The organism is Streptomyces krungchingensis (assembly GCF_054729265.1).
The window spans coordinates 7768973-7783804 of the sequence record NZ_JBPUKY010000001.1 but is presented as its reverse complement, the minus strand read 5'-3'; the positions used below and the strand labels follow the sequence as shown (position 1 = coordinate 7783804).

Below are 14832 nucleotides of genomic sequence, written 5' to 3'. Positions count from 1 at the left end.
GCGGCTACGGGGCGCCTCGGCAGATATCTCGATGTCGAGATAACTCTAGTACATGGGCGCGGGCTGGTCATGCCCGGCCTCTTGCGGGGTACCCGGTGTCGGCCGGGAACCACCCGGCGTAACCGTCACAAGGGGGGCAGCCATGCCACTCACGTTCCGCAAGAGTTTCCGCATACTTCCCGGGGTCCGGCTCAACATCAACCGCAAGTCGTGGTCCATCACCACCGGCGGCCGGCACGGGCCGAAGCACACTCACAGCAGCACCGGGCGCCGGACGACGTCGATGGACCTGCCGGGACCGTTCGGGTGGCGGCGCACCACACGCGCCCGGCGGCGCTGAGGACCTCCCGCCTCTCGTACACGCCCGGCGGCGTCGAGGACCTCCCGCCTCTCGCACACGCCCGGCGGCGTCGAGGACCTCCCGCCTCTCGCACACGCCCGGCGGCGCCGAGGACCTCCCGCCTCTCGCACACGCCCGGCGGCGCTGAGGACCTCCCGCCTCTCGTACAGGCGTTCACGCCCCCTGTGATGAAGTGTGCACGGCAGTCGGTCACCGCCACGGCGGTGCCGTACGGGGATCACGTGCACAGGGGGCGCTGCGTGACGGCGGGCTCGACGACCGGATACGACCACCATGGGGCGCACTTCCTCGCCCTGTTCACGCCCGCGGCCGGGCCCGGCGAGGCGGGACGGATCAGACGGCGCCTCGGGGAGCGGGAGCCCCGTCACCTCACCTGGGTGCCACTGTCCGCCGAGGCCCGCGCGAGCGCCGCCCAGGACCCCGATCCACTGGTGCGGCGCGCCCTGGTCCGGGCCAAGGACGTCACCTCCGACGACCTGGCCCTGCTGCTCCTGCGCCCGGACCCGGTCGTCGACCTGCACGTGTACGAGCACCGCTGGGCGCGGTCGTGGATGCGCCGCCTCGTCCTGACGCCCGGGCGGCACGCCGACCCGGCGGCCCTCGCACCGCTTTACGAACGCATCCTCGCCACGCAGCGGGAACTGCCCGGCGTCCCGCACTTCGTGGGTGCCGGCGTCGTGAGCGACGTGCCCGAGGTGGTGGAGCACGCCCTGCGGGTGCGCGGCACGGAGCTCACCAGCGCCGAGCAACTGCGCGCCGTGCAGGGCCTGCTGCCCCGTCCCGGCAGGCTGCGCGCGCTGCTCGAAGCGGCGGACGTACCGCTGCATCCCGCGGTCGCCGAGCTCGCACGCGCGGCGCTCGACTCCGACGGCGACCGGCTGCGGGCCGCCGTCGTGACCGCCGAGGGACCGCACGGGCTCGTCGCGGGACTGCGCGCGGGCGAGGCAGAACCGCGCTGGCGCCGGACGCTGGAGTGGGACGCGCTCGTGGCCGCGCACCGCGAGGAGCCGCTTCCCGAGGCCGCCGTGCGGTTCCTGGCCGGCCGCCCCGACTGCCCCGAGTCCGCGCTCGCCGTGCTGTACCGCACCCACCCGGCGGTCGTGGCCGACGTCGCCCGCGCCTGTCCCGCGCTGGTGCGGGCCGCCGCGGCCGCCCCCGGCCACCCGGAACTGGCCCGGATCTGCGCCGCGCTGAGCGGGGACGCCACCGGCCCGTCCGCCGCCCCCTCCCCCGCGGTTCTCGCCGACCTTTCCGCCGTGGTGCTGGACGCCGTCGCACCCGCCCGCACGGCCGCCGCGGCCCTGACCGAGCTGGGCGCCACTCCTCCGTTGCGGGATCTGCTGCACCGCTGCCTCGGCGCGGACCCGGACCGATGGGCCACGCTGCGCACCACCCTGTCCCGGTACAAGGGCACGCTGGCCGCGCTGCTCGACGCCGTCGCCGAGGGCACCGCACCCGCCGGATCGGCGAAACCGCCCGCGCTGACGAAGCCGTACCGCTTCCTGCTGTACGCGGCCGGGCCGGCCGATCTGAGCGCCCTGCTGCCCCGGCTGCCCGACGACCTGCTGACGGCGCTGCTCGGCAAGGGCTCGCTGCCACCGCACGCCCTGGACACCGCGCTCGCGGCGGGCGATCCGCGGGTCGCCGCCGCCATCGGCGGCAATGTCGCGCTCGGCGCCGGTGCGCTGCGCCGGCTCACCGAGCTGGACGAACCGTCCGTCGACGCCGCCGTGTTCCTGAACCAGAAGGCCACGCTGTCGCTGCGCCGCGCGATCGCCTCGGGACTCCCGCGCACCCCGGGCCGCTCGGAGCGGGTGCCGCTCGACGAGAAGCTGCGCACCGCGCTGCTCGGCGACACGCTCCAGCAGTTGCGGACGCCGCTCGTCACCAGCGGGGACCCCGAACTCGTGCACCATGCCTGGCCGTTCCTCAGCGACCGCGCACGGCACTACGCCGTCGTCCGGGTCCAGGAGCACGGCGGCGCGACGGAGGTGCGCCGACTGCTCGGACTGTTCGGCGAGGAGGCTCTCGCCCACCCCGTGCTGCGCAGGGCGCGGGACACGGACAGTCCGGACGGGTTGAAGGAGGACCTGTACCCCTTCGACGATCCGGACACCCTGCCCGCGCTGCTCGCCGAGCCGCGCGGGCGCAACGCCACCCGGCGCCTGATGCCGGTCCTCGTCCACGAGCCGTACGCCTACGACTTCGCACGGCTGGTGGCGGCGCACCGCGAGACGCCCTTCCAGCCGGAGCCGGTCGAGGAGCTGTTGCGTCACGAGGACGTCGACGACGCGGTCCGGGCGGCGTTCACGGAGGACGCCGACGACGAGCAGGACACCGACCCGGCCGGACGACTGCGTTCCGCGCCCTTTCCGGGCTGGGCCTGGTTCGCGCGCAGGGTGGCACGCGGGCTGCTCGCACCCGAGCGGCTGGTCGACACCGCCCGCCCGGCCCGCGCGGTGCTCACCGGTCTGCGCCGGCCCGACGACGCCGTGGCCGCCAAGGCCCGCGCGAGCGCCGCGGGCCTCGTACGCGAGCATCTGGCCGGCCACCCCGAAGGATGGGTCGTGGCGCTGCACCTCCTGCCGACGTACGAAGGGACGCTCGCCGAACTGATCCAGGTGGCCGCGCAGGTGGCGGGCCTCCGGCCCGACGCCGAGGAACTGGCCCGCCGGGACGCGCGGGAACTGGCCGCGGTGCGGGAGACCTCGGTGTCCGTCGCGGCCGCTCCCGCCCTCACGCCGGTCCAGGAGCGCTCGCTGCGTGAGGAGGTGGGGCCCCTCTCGGCGCTGCCCGCGGTGCATCTGCTGCGCACGCTCGTGCCGGGTGCGCCCGTGCCCACCGACCGGCAGGTGCTGCGCACCCTGGCGAACGCCTACCCCTACAGCGTGCCGGGGGTCGAGCGCCCCGACTGGCTCGTCGAGGCCTGTGCCGCGCACGGCTCCGCCGCCGGCGGTGAGCCGGTGGTACCGCGTGGGGCCCCGCTGCGGCCGCTGTCCGACATGGACGAGTACCGGCACGGGTTCGTGACGCCCCGCGAGATGGTCGCCCGGACGCCCGTGCGTGCCATGACCCCCGTGCCGAAGGCGTGGCGCGCGCACGGCGCGGAGGGGCCACAACTGCGGGCCGCGCGCGCCCTGGTCGCCGAGCGGCTCGGCGTCGACGGCGGGCGCTGGCTGCGCGCCCTCGACGCCCTGGAGGCGGACGGGGCCGACCTGACCTTCGGCGAGGCGCTCGACGCGGGCGGTACGGGCAGTACGGCCGAGACGGACAGCACGGACAGCACGGCCGAGACGGACGGCACGGCCGAGACGAACAGCACGGCCGAGCCGGCCAGCACGGCCGGCACGGGCGCCGAGGTCACGTCCGTCACCCCGTCGGGCGCACGACTCCTGCTGCACGCCGACGTCGACGCGCTGACGGCCGTGCTCCCCCTGCTCGGCCCCGGGGCGGCGGCCGCGCTGACCGGGCACGCGTGCGCGAGCGGCCATCTGCCCGAGGCACTCGTCGCGTGTCTCTTCGCCCGCGACGACCGGGCGGCGCTGCTCGTGCTCGCCCGTTCGTGGCGCGAGCTGTACCGCGACCACGAACTGCAGCTGCGACTCCTCGGCCTCGACGAACCCGAGGTCAACACCGCCCTGTACGGCAGGGCGCTGGGCGGCGCGGCCTCCATGGACGTGCGCCGGGCGATCCTCTCCCGCCGCCCGCAGGGCCGCGCGGCGCAGGACCCCGACGACCTGCTGCCGCTGGCACCGGAGCTGCGCCGGGAGTTGCTGGGTTCCTCTTACTACTCCGCCCAGCGGGAACACCTCCAGCGCGTCCAGCTCGAAGCCGCGGACGCCGAGATCGTCGAGCACGCGCTCGCCTCGTGGGGGAAGCGGCGCCCTCAGCTCGACCATCTGCTCGCCGCACGCTCCTCACTGCGGTCCGGCGGTCCGGAACACCTGCGGTCGCTCGTGGACCGGGACCTGCTGAGCCCCGCCGCGGCCAAGCTGGCCGTGAAGGCGCTCGGCTCGGCGGACCCGGACGCGGTGCTCAGCGCCCGCCTCGACCGTGAGCTCGGCGCGGACCGGCTGGTGGCGCGGTTGCGGTCGTGCAAGGCGTACGACGAGGAACTCCGCGTCCTCGAACTGCCGTACGTACGCGATTGGGACGTACTACGCAAAGCGCACGAGGAGCAGCCCTTCCCGTCCGCCGTGTGGCGAGCGCTCGGGGAACTGCCGGACGCCCCCGACACGGTCACCGCGACCGGGATGGACTGGCAGCGGCTGCGCAGGCGCGCCCTGGTCGGACGCAGCGCCGAATGCGCCCGCGCCGCCGTGGCGCACCGCGAACGGACGGGCCACCGCGACGTGCGGACCGCGATGTTCGACCACCTCGTCGAGCGGGGCCTGCTCACCGGCGCAGACCTGGTGCACCGCGCCGCGGGCGCGGCAGGGGTGCTGCACTACCTGGCCGAGGGAGCGGTGCGCCGCGAGCTGCCGGACCCGGTCCGTACGGCGGTGCGCGAGGCGACGGACGAAATCGCCGTACTAGCGACAAAACTTCTCAGTACCGACGAATCGTCATGGAAGCGCCTGTTCGCGGCACTCACCGGACAGGACGTGAACTGGCTGCGCCCCGGATGCGCCACCACGGTCGCCGCGCTGCTGGAACACAGCGCCCGAACTCCCTTGTGACGGACAGGCGATGCCCCCTACTACCCGGAAGGGTGCGCTCCATTTTTCTTTATCTCACATCCGATATACGGTCGCGCCATGGCAGACGACTACCTCGTACGCATCGGCAAGCTCATCCGTGACGCCCGTCAGCACCGGGGCTGGACACAGTCGCAGCTCGCCGAGGCGCTCGGCACCAGTCAGAGCGCCGTCAATCGCATCGAGCGCGGCAACCAAAACATCAGCCTTGAGATGATCGCCCGAATCGGTGAGGCCCTGGACAGCGAGATCGTCTCGCTGGGCTACGCGGGGCCGATGCATCTGCGGGTCGTGGGCGGACGTCGTCTGTCCGGCTCGATCGACGTCAAGACCAGCAAGAACGCCTGTGTGGCGCTGCTGTGCGCGACGCTCCTGAACAAGGGGCGCACGGTGCTGCGCCGCGTGGCCCGCATCGAAGAGGTGTACCGCCTTCTGGAGGTACTCGGTTCGATCGGCGTCCGCACCCGGTGGATCAACGACGGGGTCGACCTGGAGATCGTGCCGCCGAGCGAGCTGGAGATGGAGGCGATCGACGCCGAGGCCGCCCGCCGTACGCGGTCCATCATCATGTTCCTCGGACCGCTGCTGCACCGTATGGACCACTTCAAGCTGCCCTATGCGGGCGGTTGCGACCTCGGCACCCGCACCATCGAGCCGCACATGATCGCGCTGCGCCGGTTCGGGCTCGACATCGCCGCCACCGAGGGTCTGTACCACGCCCAGGTGGACCGCTCGGTGACCCCGGGCCGCCCGATCGTGCTGACCGAGCGCGGCGACACGGTGACCGAGAACGCGCTGCTCGCCGCCGCCCGCCACGACGGCGTCACGGTCATCCGCAACGCGTCCTCCAACTACATGGTCCAGGACCTGTGCTTCTTCCTGGAGGCCCTGGGCGTCCGGGTGGAGGGCATCGGCACCACCACGCTCACCGTGCACGGCGTGCCGAACATCGACGTGGACGTGGACTACTCGCCCTCCGAGGACCCGGTCGAGGCGATGAGCCTGCTGGCCGCCGCCGTGGTCACCGAGTCCGAGCTGACGGTGCGCCGGGTGCCGATCGAGTTCCTGGAGATCGAGCTCGCGGTCCTGGAGGAGATGGGCCTCGACCACGACCGCAGCGCGGAGTACTTCGCCGACAACGGACGTACGCGGCTGATCGACCTGACCGTCCGGCCCTCCAAGCTGGAGGCGCCGATCGACAAGATCCACCCGATGCCGTTCCCGGGCCTGAACATCGACAACGTCCCCTTCTTCGCGGCCATCGCGGCCTCGGCGCAGGGCAAGACGCTCATCCACGACTGGGTCTACGACAACCGGGCGATCTACCTGACGGACCTCAACCGGCTCGGCGGACGCCTCCAGCTCCTCGACCCGCACCGGGTGCTGGTCGAGGGACCGACGCGCTGGCGTGCCGCCGAGATGATGTGCCCGCCCGCGCTGCGGCCCGCCGTGGTCGTGCTGCTGGCGATGATGGCCGCCGACGGGACGTCCGTCCTGCGCAACGTGTACGTCATCAACCGCGGTTACGAGGACCTCGCCGAGCGCCTCAACTCGGTCGGGGCGCAGATCGAGACGTTCCGGGACATCTGACGGGACCGGAGCCCGCGCCGTTCCGATGCGGCGGCGCGGGCCGTGTGCGGTCTGTCCGGTCGTCGCCGCGGTGTCAGTCCGCGACGACCGTGATGTCCCGCTGCAGGGTCGCGTGGAAGATCGGCAGGGGCAGCGGGCCGGAGCTCAGTTCCGTGAGCGTGGCCGCGACGTGGGCCGGGCCGGGTACGAGGGTGCCCGGCTCGCGCTTCTCCGAGTTGGTCCAGCGGTGCAGGACGCCGTCGCAGACCGCGGCGGTGCCGCCGATGCCGTGCTGCACCTCGGAGTCCCCCTGCGACACCGCCGAGGACACGAACACCGGTCCGGTGCTGCTCGCGCAACGATAGGTGCCGGACAGGGTGATGGTGCCGTCGGCGGCGACGCTTCCGGTCGCGTCGACGGTGAGTTCGTCGCCCGGGGTCGAACGGGCGGACGCGGACAGGGCGGACGCGGACGGGGCTGCGAGCAGGAGCAGCGCGGCACCGGCGGCCGCGCCGACGGCATGACGCAGCGACATGGAGTACCTCCAGGAGCGGGGTGCGGGGACGGGCGCTCCACAGGTACCGGCCCGGCGGCCCCGGGGCGGCGACCGTCACCCCATCGGTGGCGAGTCCGTGGCGGATCCGCACCGTCCGTCCCGGGCCCGTCCGAGAGTTGTCCGCGTGTTGTCACGCTTCACGGCCGGCTGTTCCGATGAGTTCGCGGCGCGCGCATGGTCTAACCATGCGAGGGCGACGACACCGCCGCCGACACTCATCGCATCCGACGTGGAGGTGCACCATGTGTTCCCACCGGTCTTCGTGCCCGTCCGCGGACTCCATCGCCCCGCACATCGTGGCGGCCCACCCCGAGCAGGGCTGGAACCTGCTGTGCAACGGCGCGATCGTCTTCGACGACAGCGGCGAACTGCTCCCCGACGGCAGCATCGTCGCGCCGCACCGGGTGTTCGTCGAGCAGCTCGCCGTCGCGGCCTGAACCCCGCGGGGCTACGGCAGCACCGCGAAGCCGTCCAGTTCGACGAGGGCCTGTTCGTCCCAGAGGCGGGCCGCGCCGATCACGGCCATCGCGGGATAGTCCCGTCCCGCCAACCGGCGCCAGACGCGTCCGAGTTCGGGCGCGTGGACGCGGTAGTCGGCGACGTCCGTGGCGTAGACGGTGACCCGGGCGAGGTCCGACGGGGCGCCGCCCGCCGCGCGCAGCGCGGTCAGCAGATTCGTCAGCGCCCGCTCGAACTGCTCGGGCAAGGTCTCCCCGACCACCTTCCCGTCCGCGTCGAGCGAGGTCTGGCCCGCCAGGAAGACCACACGGCTGCCGCTCGCGACGACCGCGTGGGAGAAGCCGGTGGGCGGCGACAGTCCGGGCGGGTTGACGCGCTCGGCGGTCATGGGGCCTCGCTCTCTCCTTCGGCACCGGAGTGCGGCCTGTGCTCCCGGGCGTTCCCCGGGGGCGGTGTCCCGGCCGGTCCGGCCGGCCGGTACAGCTCCTTGGCGATGACCGCCCGCTGGACCTCGCTCGCGCCCTCGTAGATCCGCGGTGCGCGCACCTCGCGGTAGAGGTGTTCGAGGAGGTGGCCGCGGCGCAGGGCGCGGGCGCCGTGCAGCTGGACGGCGGCGTCGACGACGTACTGGGCCGTCTCGGTGGCCAGCAGCTTCGCCATCGCCGCCCGCTTGGGCACGTCCGGGGCCCCTTCGTCGTACGCCGCCGCTGCCGCGTACACCATCAGGCGGGCGGCCTCCGTGCGCAGGGCCATCTCGGCGACCTGGTGGGCGACGGTCTGGAGGTCCTTCAGGGGGCCGCCGAAGGCCTCGCGCCGGCTCGTGTGCGCCAGGGTCGCGTCGAGTGCCGCCTGCGCCATGCCGACCGCGAAGGCGCCCACGCTCGGCCGGAAGCGGTTGAGGGTGTTCATGGCGACCCGGAAGCCGCGGTCCTGTTCGCCGAGCACGTCGTCGGCGGTGACCGGCACGGCGTCGAAGGCGAGGGCCCCGATGGGGTGCGGCGAGAGCATGTCGAGCGGGGTGCCGGTGAGTCCCGCCCGGTCGGCGGGGACGAGGAAGGCGGTGACGCCGCGGGCGCCGGCCTCCGCGGTGGTGCGCGCGAAGACGGTGTAGAAGTCGGCTTCGGGCGCGTTGGAGATCCAGCACTTCTCGCCGGTCAGCCGCCAGGCCCCGGAGCCGTCCTTGTCCGCCCGCAGGGCGAGCGCCGCCGCGTCCGAGCCGGCGCCCGGCTCGCTGAGCGCGAAGGCGGCGACCGTCGTGCCCGCGTGGACGCCGGGGAGCCAGCGGTCGCGCTGGGCCGCGGTGCCGTACGCGTGCACCGGATGGGCGCCCAGGCCCTGGAGGGCGAGCGCGGTCTCGGCCTCCGTGCAGATCTGGGCGAGCGACTCGCGCATCAGGCACAGGTCGAGCGCGTCGGAGGTGAACAGGCGGGCGAGCAGGCCGAGTCGGCCGAGTTCGGCGACGAGGGGGCGGTTGACGTGGCCCGGTTCGCCCTTCCGGGCGAGCGGGAGCAGCCGCTCGCCGGCCAGTGCGCGCAGCTCCGCACACCAGGCGGTCCGCGCCGGATCGAGTGAGAATGCGGTCATCGCCGGTCCCCTCTCCCCCGGTGGCCCGCGCGTCGGGGCCGGTCGGGTCGCGCCTCCACGTTATCGCGTACCGTTGACTGTCGTCACCAACACGATACGCTCCTTGTGCGAGCCCACCACGACGAGGGGGCGAACCACCATGGACCCCAGGGATGCCGGTGACACCGTGCGGCCGACGGACTCGGCCCACGTCGACACGTTCCCCCGCGACCATCTCCCGCCCCCCGGGCAGTGGCCCGAGCTCCGCTTCGACCTCCCGGAGCTGCGCTACCCCGACCGACTGAACTGCGCGGCCGAACTCCTCGGCGGCGCCCGCCCCGAGCGCCCCGTGTTCCGCACGGCCTCCGGCGAGCCGTGGACGTACGGGCAGCTCCGCAGCCGCGTCGACCGCATCGCGCATGTGCTGACCGCCGAGCTGGGCGTCGTGCCGGGCAACCGGGTGCTGCTGCGGGGCCCGACCACGCCGTGGCTGGCCGCCTGCTGGCTCGCGGTCCTGAAGGCCGGGGCCGTCGCCGTCACGGTGCTCGCCCAGCAGCGGCAGCACGAACTGAGCACGATCTGCGCCATCGCCCGGGTGACCCACGCCCTGTGCGACGTACGGTCGGTCGACGACCTGGTCAAGGCGGAGGTCCCCGGGCTCCAGGTCACCACCTTCGGCGGCGACACCCCGGACGACCTGCTGCTGCGCATCACGGGCGCGCCGGACGAGCCGTACGAGGCCGTCGACACCGCGGCCGACGACGTCGCGCTGATCGCCTTCACCTCGGGCACGACCGGCCGGCCCAAGGGCTGCATGCACTTCCACCGCGATGTGCTGGCGATCGCGGACACCTTCTCCAAGCATGTGCTGCAGCCGCGGGAGGACGACGTCTTCGCGGGCAGCCCCCCGCTGGGATTCACCTTCGGGCTCGGTGGGCTCGTCGTCTTCCCGATGCGCGTCGGCGCCTGTTCCCTGTTGCTGGAACAGGCCGGCCCGAAGCAGTTGTTGCCCGCGATCGCCGAGCATCGCGTCTCCGTGCTGTTCACCGCTCCGACCGCCTATCGGGCGATGCTGGCCGAGCTGGACGACCATGACACCGGGTCGCTGCGGCGCTGCGTGTCGGCGGGCGAGAACCTGCCGGCCGGGACCTGGCAGGACTGGCACGCGCGCACCGGGCTGCGCATCATCAACGGCATCGGCGCCACCGAACTGCTGCACATCTTCATCTCCGCCGCCGACGGGAACATCCGCCCCGGCACGACCGGCGTGCCCGTACCGGGGTGGCACGCGCGCGTGGTCGACACCGACGGGGAGCCGGTGCCGGACGGGGAGCCCGGACTGCTCGCCGTGCGCGGCCCGGTGGGCTGCCGCTACCTCGCCGACCCGCGGCAGCGCGAGTACGTGCGCGGCGGCTGGAACATCACCGGCGACACCTATGTGCGCGACCCCGACGGCTACTTCCGCTATGTCGCCCGCGCCGACGACATGATCATCTCGGCGGGCTACAACATCGCCGGCCCCGAGGTCGAGGACGCGCTGCTGCGCCATCCCGACGTGGTGGAGACCGCGGTGGTGGGCAGACCCGACGAGGACCGCGGGCAGGTCGTCGTCGCCCACGTCGTGCTGCGGCCCGGCGCGCGCCGGGACCCCGAGGCGCTGCGCGGCTTCCTCAAGTCCGAGCTGGCGCCGTACAAATGCCCCCGCGAGATCGTCTTCCTGGACGCGCTGCCGCGCACCGCGACGGGGAAGCTCCAGCGGTTCCGGCTGCGCACCGGGACGGGTTCCGGCGCGGTCCCCGGTCCCCCGGCGGCCGATGGCGTGCCCACCGGCGGCGATTCCAAGTGATCTTCGCGCACTAGAGTGATCAACGTGTCAGAGCAGCACGCCCCCCGGTCCCTCATCGTCACGTTCTACGGCGCGTACGGCCGATTCATGCCCGGCGCCGTGCCGGTGGCCGAGTTGATCCGGCTCCTCGCCGCGGTGGGCGTCGACGCGCCCTCCGTGCGGTCGTCGGTGTCACGGCTCAAGCGCCGTGGCCTTCTCGAACCGGTCCGCACGGCGGCGGGCGCGGCCGGGTACGCACTCTCCCCGGACGCGCGGCAGCTGCTCGACGACGGCGACCGCCGGGTGTACGCGACGACGCCTCCCGAGGACGAGGGCTGGGTGCTCGCCGTGTTCTCGGTACCGGAGTCGGAGCGGCAGAAGCGGCACGTACTGCGCTCCCGGCTCGCCGGGCTCGGCTTCGGGACGGCGGCCCCCGGGGTCTGGATCGCCCCGGCGCGGCTCCACGAGGAGACGCGGCACACCCTGGAGCGCCTGCGGCTCGACCCGTACGTCGAACTGTTCCGCGGGGAGCACCTGGGATTCGCGGCGACGGCCGACGCGGTCGCCCGCTGGTGGGACCTGGCCGCGATCGCCAAGGAGCACGAGGCGTTCCTCGACCAGCACGCGCGCGTCCTGCACGACTGGGAACGGCGCGCGGACACCCCGCCCGAAGAGGCCTACCGCGACTACCTGCTGGCCCTGGACTCCTGGCGGCACCTCCCGTACACCGATCCGGGGCTGCCCGCCGCGCTGCTCCCCCGGGACTGGCCCGGCGCCCGCTCGGCCGAGGTCTTCAGGGCGCTGCACGCACGACTGCGGGACGCCGGGGAGGAGTTCGCGCAGGTGCCCGGGGGATCCGGGGACTCCGGCGGCGTGTGAGCAGCGGGTCCGGCGGCGCGTGACCGGTGCGGACGACGGTGCGCGACCGGCGTCCGCCGGGTGTGATCCCCGTGACATCAGTGGTGGCTAAGGGAACCCTCAGGCTCCTCCGTCCCTCTTCTCATTTTTCTTGCCTAGCGTCGTGAGCCGCACGCCAGGAGAGGAAGAGGACAGCACGCATGACCACCACGGCAAGGGCTCAGGGAGCCACCGTCTGGCTCACGGGACTGCCGAGCGCGGGCAAGACGACCATCGCACGCATCCTGGGCAGCCGCCTGAGGGCCGAGGGGCACCGCGTGGAGGTCCTCGACGGCGACGAGATCCGTCGTTTCCTCTCCGCCGGTCTCGGCTTCTCCCGCGAGGACCGCAACACGAACGTCCAGCGCATCGGCCTGGTCGCCGAGGTCCTCGCCCGCAACGGCGTGCTCGCGCTGGTGCCCGTCATCGCGCCGTACGCCGACAGCCGCGAGGCCGTCGCGAAACGGCACGAGGCGAGCGGGACCCCGTATGTGGAGGTGCACGTCGCCACTCCGGTCGAGGTGTGCTCCGTGCGCGACGTGAAGGGACTGTACGCCCGCCAGGCGGCGGGCCGGCTCAAGGGGCTGACGGGGATCGACGATCCGTACGAGCCTCCGCTCGACCCGGCGCTGACACTGGAGACGGATCTGCAGACCCCGGAGGAGTCCGCGGCGTCCGTGTACGCGGTGCTCGCGGCGAGGGGGCTCGTATGACGCAGACCCATTCCGGGGCCGCGGCCGCCGTGCCGGCCCTGCCGGAGCGTGGCTTCGCCCTGTCGCATCTGGACGCGCTGGAGTCCGAGGCCGTGCACATCTTCCGCGAGGTCGCGGGCGAGTTCGAGCGGCCGGTGATCCTCTTCTCCGGCGGCAAGGACTCCATCGTCATGCTGCACCTGGCACTGAAGGCCTTCGCCCCCGCAGCCGTCCCCTTCTCCCTCCTGCACGTCGACACCGGACACAACTTCCCCGAGGTCCTGGAATACCGCGACCGCACCGTCCACCAGCACGGACTGCGCCTGCACATCGCCTCCGTACAGGACTACATCGACCGCGGCATCCTGCGCGAACGCCCCGACGGCACCCGCAACCCCCTGCAGACCCTCCCCCTCACCGAGAAGATCCAGTCCGAACGCTTCGACGCCGTCTTCGGCGGCGGCCGCCGCGACGAGGAAAAAGCCCGCGCCAAAGAACGCGTCTTCTCCCTGCGCGACGAGTTCTCCCAATGGGACCCCCGCCGCCAGCGCCCCGAACTGTGGCAGCTCTACAACGGCCGCCACGCCCCCGGCGAACACGTCCGCGTCTTCCCCCTGTCCAACTGGACCGAACTCGACGTGTGGCAGTACATCGCCCGCGAACACATCGAACTCCCCCAGATCTACTTCGCCCACCAGCGCGAGGTCTTCCAACGCGCCGGCATGTGGCTGACCGCCGGCGCATGGGGCGGCCCCAAGGACGGCGAGACCGTCGAGAAACGACTCGTGCGCTACCGCACCGTCGGCGACATGTCCTGCACCGGCGCCGTCGACTCCCACGCCACCACACTCGACACCGTCATCGCCGAGATCGCCGCCTCCCGCCTCACCGAACGCGGCGCCACCCGCGCCGACGACAAGATGTCCGAGGCCGCGATGGAAGACCGCAAGCGCGAGGGGTACTTCTAGACATGACCAGCGTCAACACCCCGATACGCGTGGACACTCTGCGCTTCGCGACCGCCGGCTCCGTCGACGACGGCAAGTCCACCCTCGTCGGACGCCTCCTGCACGACTCCAAGTCCGTCCTGACAGACCAACTGGAGGCCGTCGAACGCGCCTCCGCCGGCCGCGGCCAGGACGCACCCGACCTCGCCCTGCTCACCGACGGCCTGCGCGCCGAACGCGAACAAGGCATCACCATCGACGTCGCCTACCGCTACTTCGCCACCGCACGCCGCCGCTTCATCCTCGCCGACACCCCCGGCCACGTGCAGTACACCCGCAACATGGTCACCGGCGCCTCCACCGCCGACCTCGCCGTCGTCCTCGTCGACGCCCGCAACGGCGTCATCGAACAAACCCGACGCCACGCCGCCGTCGCCGCCCTCCTCCGCGTCCCCCACGTCGTCCTCGCCGTCAACAAGATGGACCTCGTCGACTACGACGAAACCGCCTTCGAGCGGATCGTCGAGGACTTCGCGGGCCACGCCGCCGAGTCGGGTCTGCCCGGCTTCACGCCGGTCCCGGTCTCCGCGCTGCGCGGCGACAACGTGGTGGAGCGGTCGGCGCACATGGACTGGTACGCGGGCCCGGCGCTGCTGAAGCACCTGGAGACCGTGCCGGTGGCCTCCGACGAGTCGGCCGCTCCGGCGCGCTTCCCCGTGCAGTACGTGATCCGGCACGGCGAAGTCCGCCATTACGCCGGGCAGTTGGTGTCCGGGACGCTGCGCGTCGGCGACCGTGTCACGGTGCATCCGTCCGGCGAGACCTCCGCGATCGCCGGCATCGACGTCCTGGGCCGGGAGGCGGACATCGCCCGCGCGCCCCAGTCCCTGACGCTGCGGCTGGCCGATCAGCGTGACGTCTCGCGCGGCGACATGATCACCGCGGGGCCGCACGCACCCGCGCTCACCCAGGACGTCCGGGCGGCGGTGTGCCATCTGGCGGACCGCGCGCTGCGGGTCGGTGACCGGGTGCTGGTCAAGCACACGACGCGGACCGTGAAGGCGGTCGTCAAAGACCTGGGGGGCGCCGCCGAGCTCACCGCGAACGACCTCGGCAGGATCGTGCTGCGCACCGCGGGTCCGCTCGCGCTCGACGACTACGCCGAGGTGCGCCGGACGGGCGCGTTCATCCTGGTCGACCCGGCCGACGGGGCGACACTGACGGCCGGTATGGCCGACCTGTCCGCGTAGCCCACGACGGCCGTTC

General features: G+C 73.1%; 12 protein-coding genes. 9 read left to right on the top strand and 3 right to left on the bottom strand.

The window, feature by feature from the left end; genetic code table 11:
- Window positions 1–142: 142 nt before the first annotated feature.
- The 3 genes from ACSYGO_RS34085 to ACSYGO_RS34075 all read left to right on the top strand — a co-directional run bounded on the left by ACSYGO_RS34085 (window position 143) and on the right by ACSYGO_RS34075 (window position 6648).
- A complete protein-coding gene (locus ACSYGO_RS34085) occupies window positions 143–340 on the top strand; it encodes a DUF4236 domain-containing protein (RefSeq protein WP_359495774.1) in 198 nt (65 codons plus the stop codon).
- Window positions 341–600: 260 nt separating this feature from the next.
- Window positions 601–5040: a hypothetical protein gene (locus ACSYGO_RS34080; protein ID WP_460388832.1), complete on the top strand. Its 4440-nt coding sequence runs from the start codon at window positions 601–603 to the stop codon at window positions 5038–5040.
- 78 nt (window positions 5041–5118) lie between these two features.
- Complete coding sequence (locus ACSYGO_RS34075) at window positions 5119–6648, top strand: helix-turn-helix domain-containing protein (RefSeq protein WP_426681464.1); 1530 nt, start codon at window positions 5119–5121, stop codon at window positions 6646–6648.
- A gap of 73 nt (window positions 6649–6721) precedes the next feature.
- Here ACSYGO_RS34075 and ACSYGO_RS34070 read toward each other — a convergent pair whose 3' ends face one another.
- Window positions 6722–7162, bottom strand: coding sequence for a DUF6299 family protein (locus tag ACSYGO_RS34070; RefSeq protein ID WP_460388830.1), 441 nt, complete (start codon window positions 7160–7162; stop codon window positions 6722–6724).
- Window positions 7163–7425: 263 nt separating this feature from the next.
- Here ACSYGO_RS34070 and ACSYGO_RS34065 point away from each other — a divergent pair, with 263 nt between their 5' ends.
- On the top strand, window positions 7426–7620 hold the full coding sequence (locus tag ACSYGO_RS34065) for a DUF5999 family protein (RefSeq protein WP_460388828.1): 195 nt from the start codon (window positions 7426–7428) through the stop codon (window positions 7618–7620).
- Window positions 7621–7631: 11 nt separating this feature from the next.
- On the opposite strand, the gene ACSYGO_RS34060 is transcribed toward ACSYGO_RS34065, so the two are convergent.
- Window positions 7632–8030, bottom strand: coding sequence for a RidA family protein (locus tag ACSYGO_RS34060; RefSeq protein ID WP_095937197.1), 399 nt, complete (start codon window positions 8028–8030; stop codon window positions 7632–7634).
- Window positions 8027–9226, bottom strand: coding sequence for an acyl-CoA dehydrogenase family protein (locus ACSYGO_RS34055; RefSeq protein WP_432177051.1), 1200 nt, complete (start codon window positions 9224–9226; stop codon window positions 8027–8029). Before ACSYGO_RS34055 ends, ACSYGO_RS34060 begins: the two co-directional genes overlap by 4 nt.
- A gap of 139 nt (window positions 9227–9365) precedes the next feature.
- Between ACSYGO_RS34055 and ACSYGO_RS34050 the strand changes: the two genes are divergently transcribed.
- From ACSYGO_RS34050 to ACSYGO_RS34030, 5 genes are all read left to right on the top strand, one after another.
- The gene (locus ACSYGO_RS34050; RefSeq protein ID WP_460388826.1) at window positions 9366–11051 is read left to right on the top strand and encodes an AMP-binding protein; all 1686 of its coding nucleotides are present in this window, start codon (window positions 9366–9368) and stop codon (window positions 11049–11051) included.
- Between the two features lie 15 nt (window positions 11052–11066).
- On the top strand, window positions 11067–11909 hold the full coding sequence (locus tag ACSYGO_RS34045; RefSeq protein WP_460388824.1) for a PaaX family transcriptional regulator: 843 nt from the start codon (window positions 11067–11069) through the stop codon (window positions 11907–11909).
- Window positions 11910–12088: 179 nt separating this feature from the next.
- Window positions 12089–12640: an adenylyl-sulfate kinase gene (gene cysC / locus ACSYGO_RS34040; protein ID WP_426681459.1), complete on the top strand. Its 552-nt coding sequence runs from the start codon at window positions 12089–12091 to the stop codon at window positions 12638–12640.
- A complete protein-coding gene (gene cysD / locus ACSYGO_RS34035; RefSeq protein ID WP_460388822.1) occupies window positions 12637–13587 on the top strand; it encodes a sulfate adenylyltransferase subunit CysD in 951 nt (316 codons plus the stop codon). The genes cysC and cysD overlap by 4 nt, the downstream gene beginning before the upstream one ends.
- Window positions 13588–13589: 2 nt before the next feature.
- Window positions 13590–14816, top strand: a complete 1227-nt coding sequence (locus ACSYGO_RS34030; protein WP_460388820.1) for a sulfate adenylyltransferase subunit 1 — start codon at window positions 13590–13592, stop codon at window positions 14814–14816.
- The last annotated feature ends 16 nt before the right edge of the window (window positions 14817–14832 follow it).

Excerpts from the sequence above, each read along its gene's own strand:
- ACSYGO_RS34085 (WP_359495774.1), top strand. The coding sequence starts at position 143 with ATGCCACTCACGTTCCGCAAGAGTTTCCGCATACTTCCCGGGGTCCGG.
- ACSYGO_RS34075 (WP_426681464.1), top strand. The coding sequence starts at position 5,119 with ATGGCAGACGACTACCTCGTACGCATCGGCAAGCTCATCCGTGACGCC.
- ACSYGO_RS34070 (WP_460388830.1), bottom strand. The coding sequence starts at position 7,162 with ATGTCGCTGCGTCATGCCGTCGGCGCGGCCGCCGGTGCCGCGCTGCTC.
- ACSYGO_RS34065 (WP_460388828.1), top strand. The coding sequence starts at position 7,426 with ATGTGTTCCCACCGGTCTTCGTGCCCGTCCGCGGACTCCATCGCCCCG.
- ACSYGO_RS34060 (WP_095937197.1), bottom strand. The coding sequence starts at position 8,030 with ATGACCGCCGAGCGCGTCAACCCGCCCGGACTGTCGCCGCCCACCGGC.
- ACSYGO_RS34055 (WP_432177051.1), bottom strand. The coding sequence starts at position 9,226 with ATGACCGCATTCTCACTCGATCCGGCGCGGACCGCCTGGTGTGCGGAG.
- ACSYGO_RS34050 (WP_460388826.1), top strand. The coding sequence starts at position 9,366 with ATGGACCCCAGGGATGCCGGTGACACCGTGCGGCCGACGGACTCGGCC.
- cysC (WP_426681459.1), top strand. The coding sequence starts at position 12,089 with ATGACCACCACGGCAAGGGCTCAGGGAGCCACCGTCTGGCTCACGGGA.
- cysD (WP_460388822.1), top strand. The coding sequence starts at position 12,637 with ATGACGCAGACCCATTCCGGGGCCGCGGCCGCCGTGCCGGCCCTGCCG.
- ACSYGO_RS34030 (WP_460388820.1), top strand. The coding sequence starts at position 13,590 with ATGACCAGCGTCAACACCCCGATACGCGTGGACACTCTGCGCTTCGCG.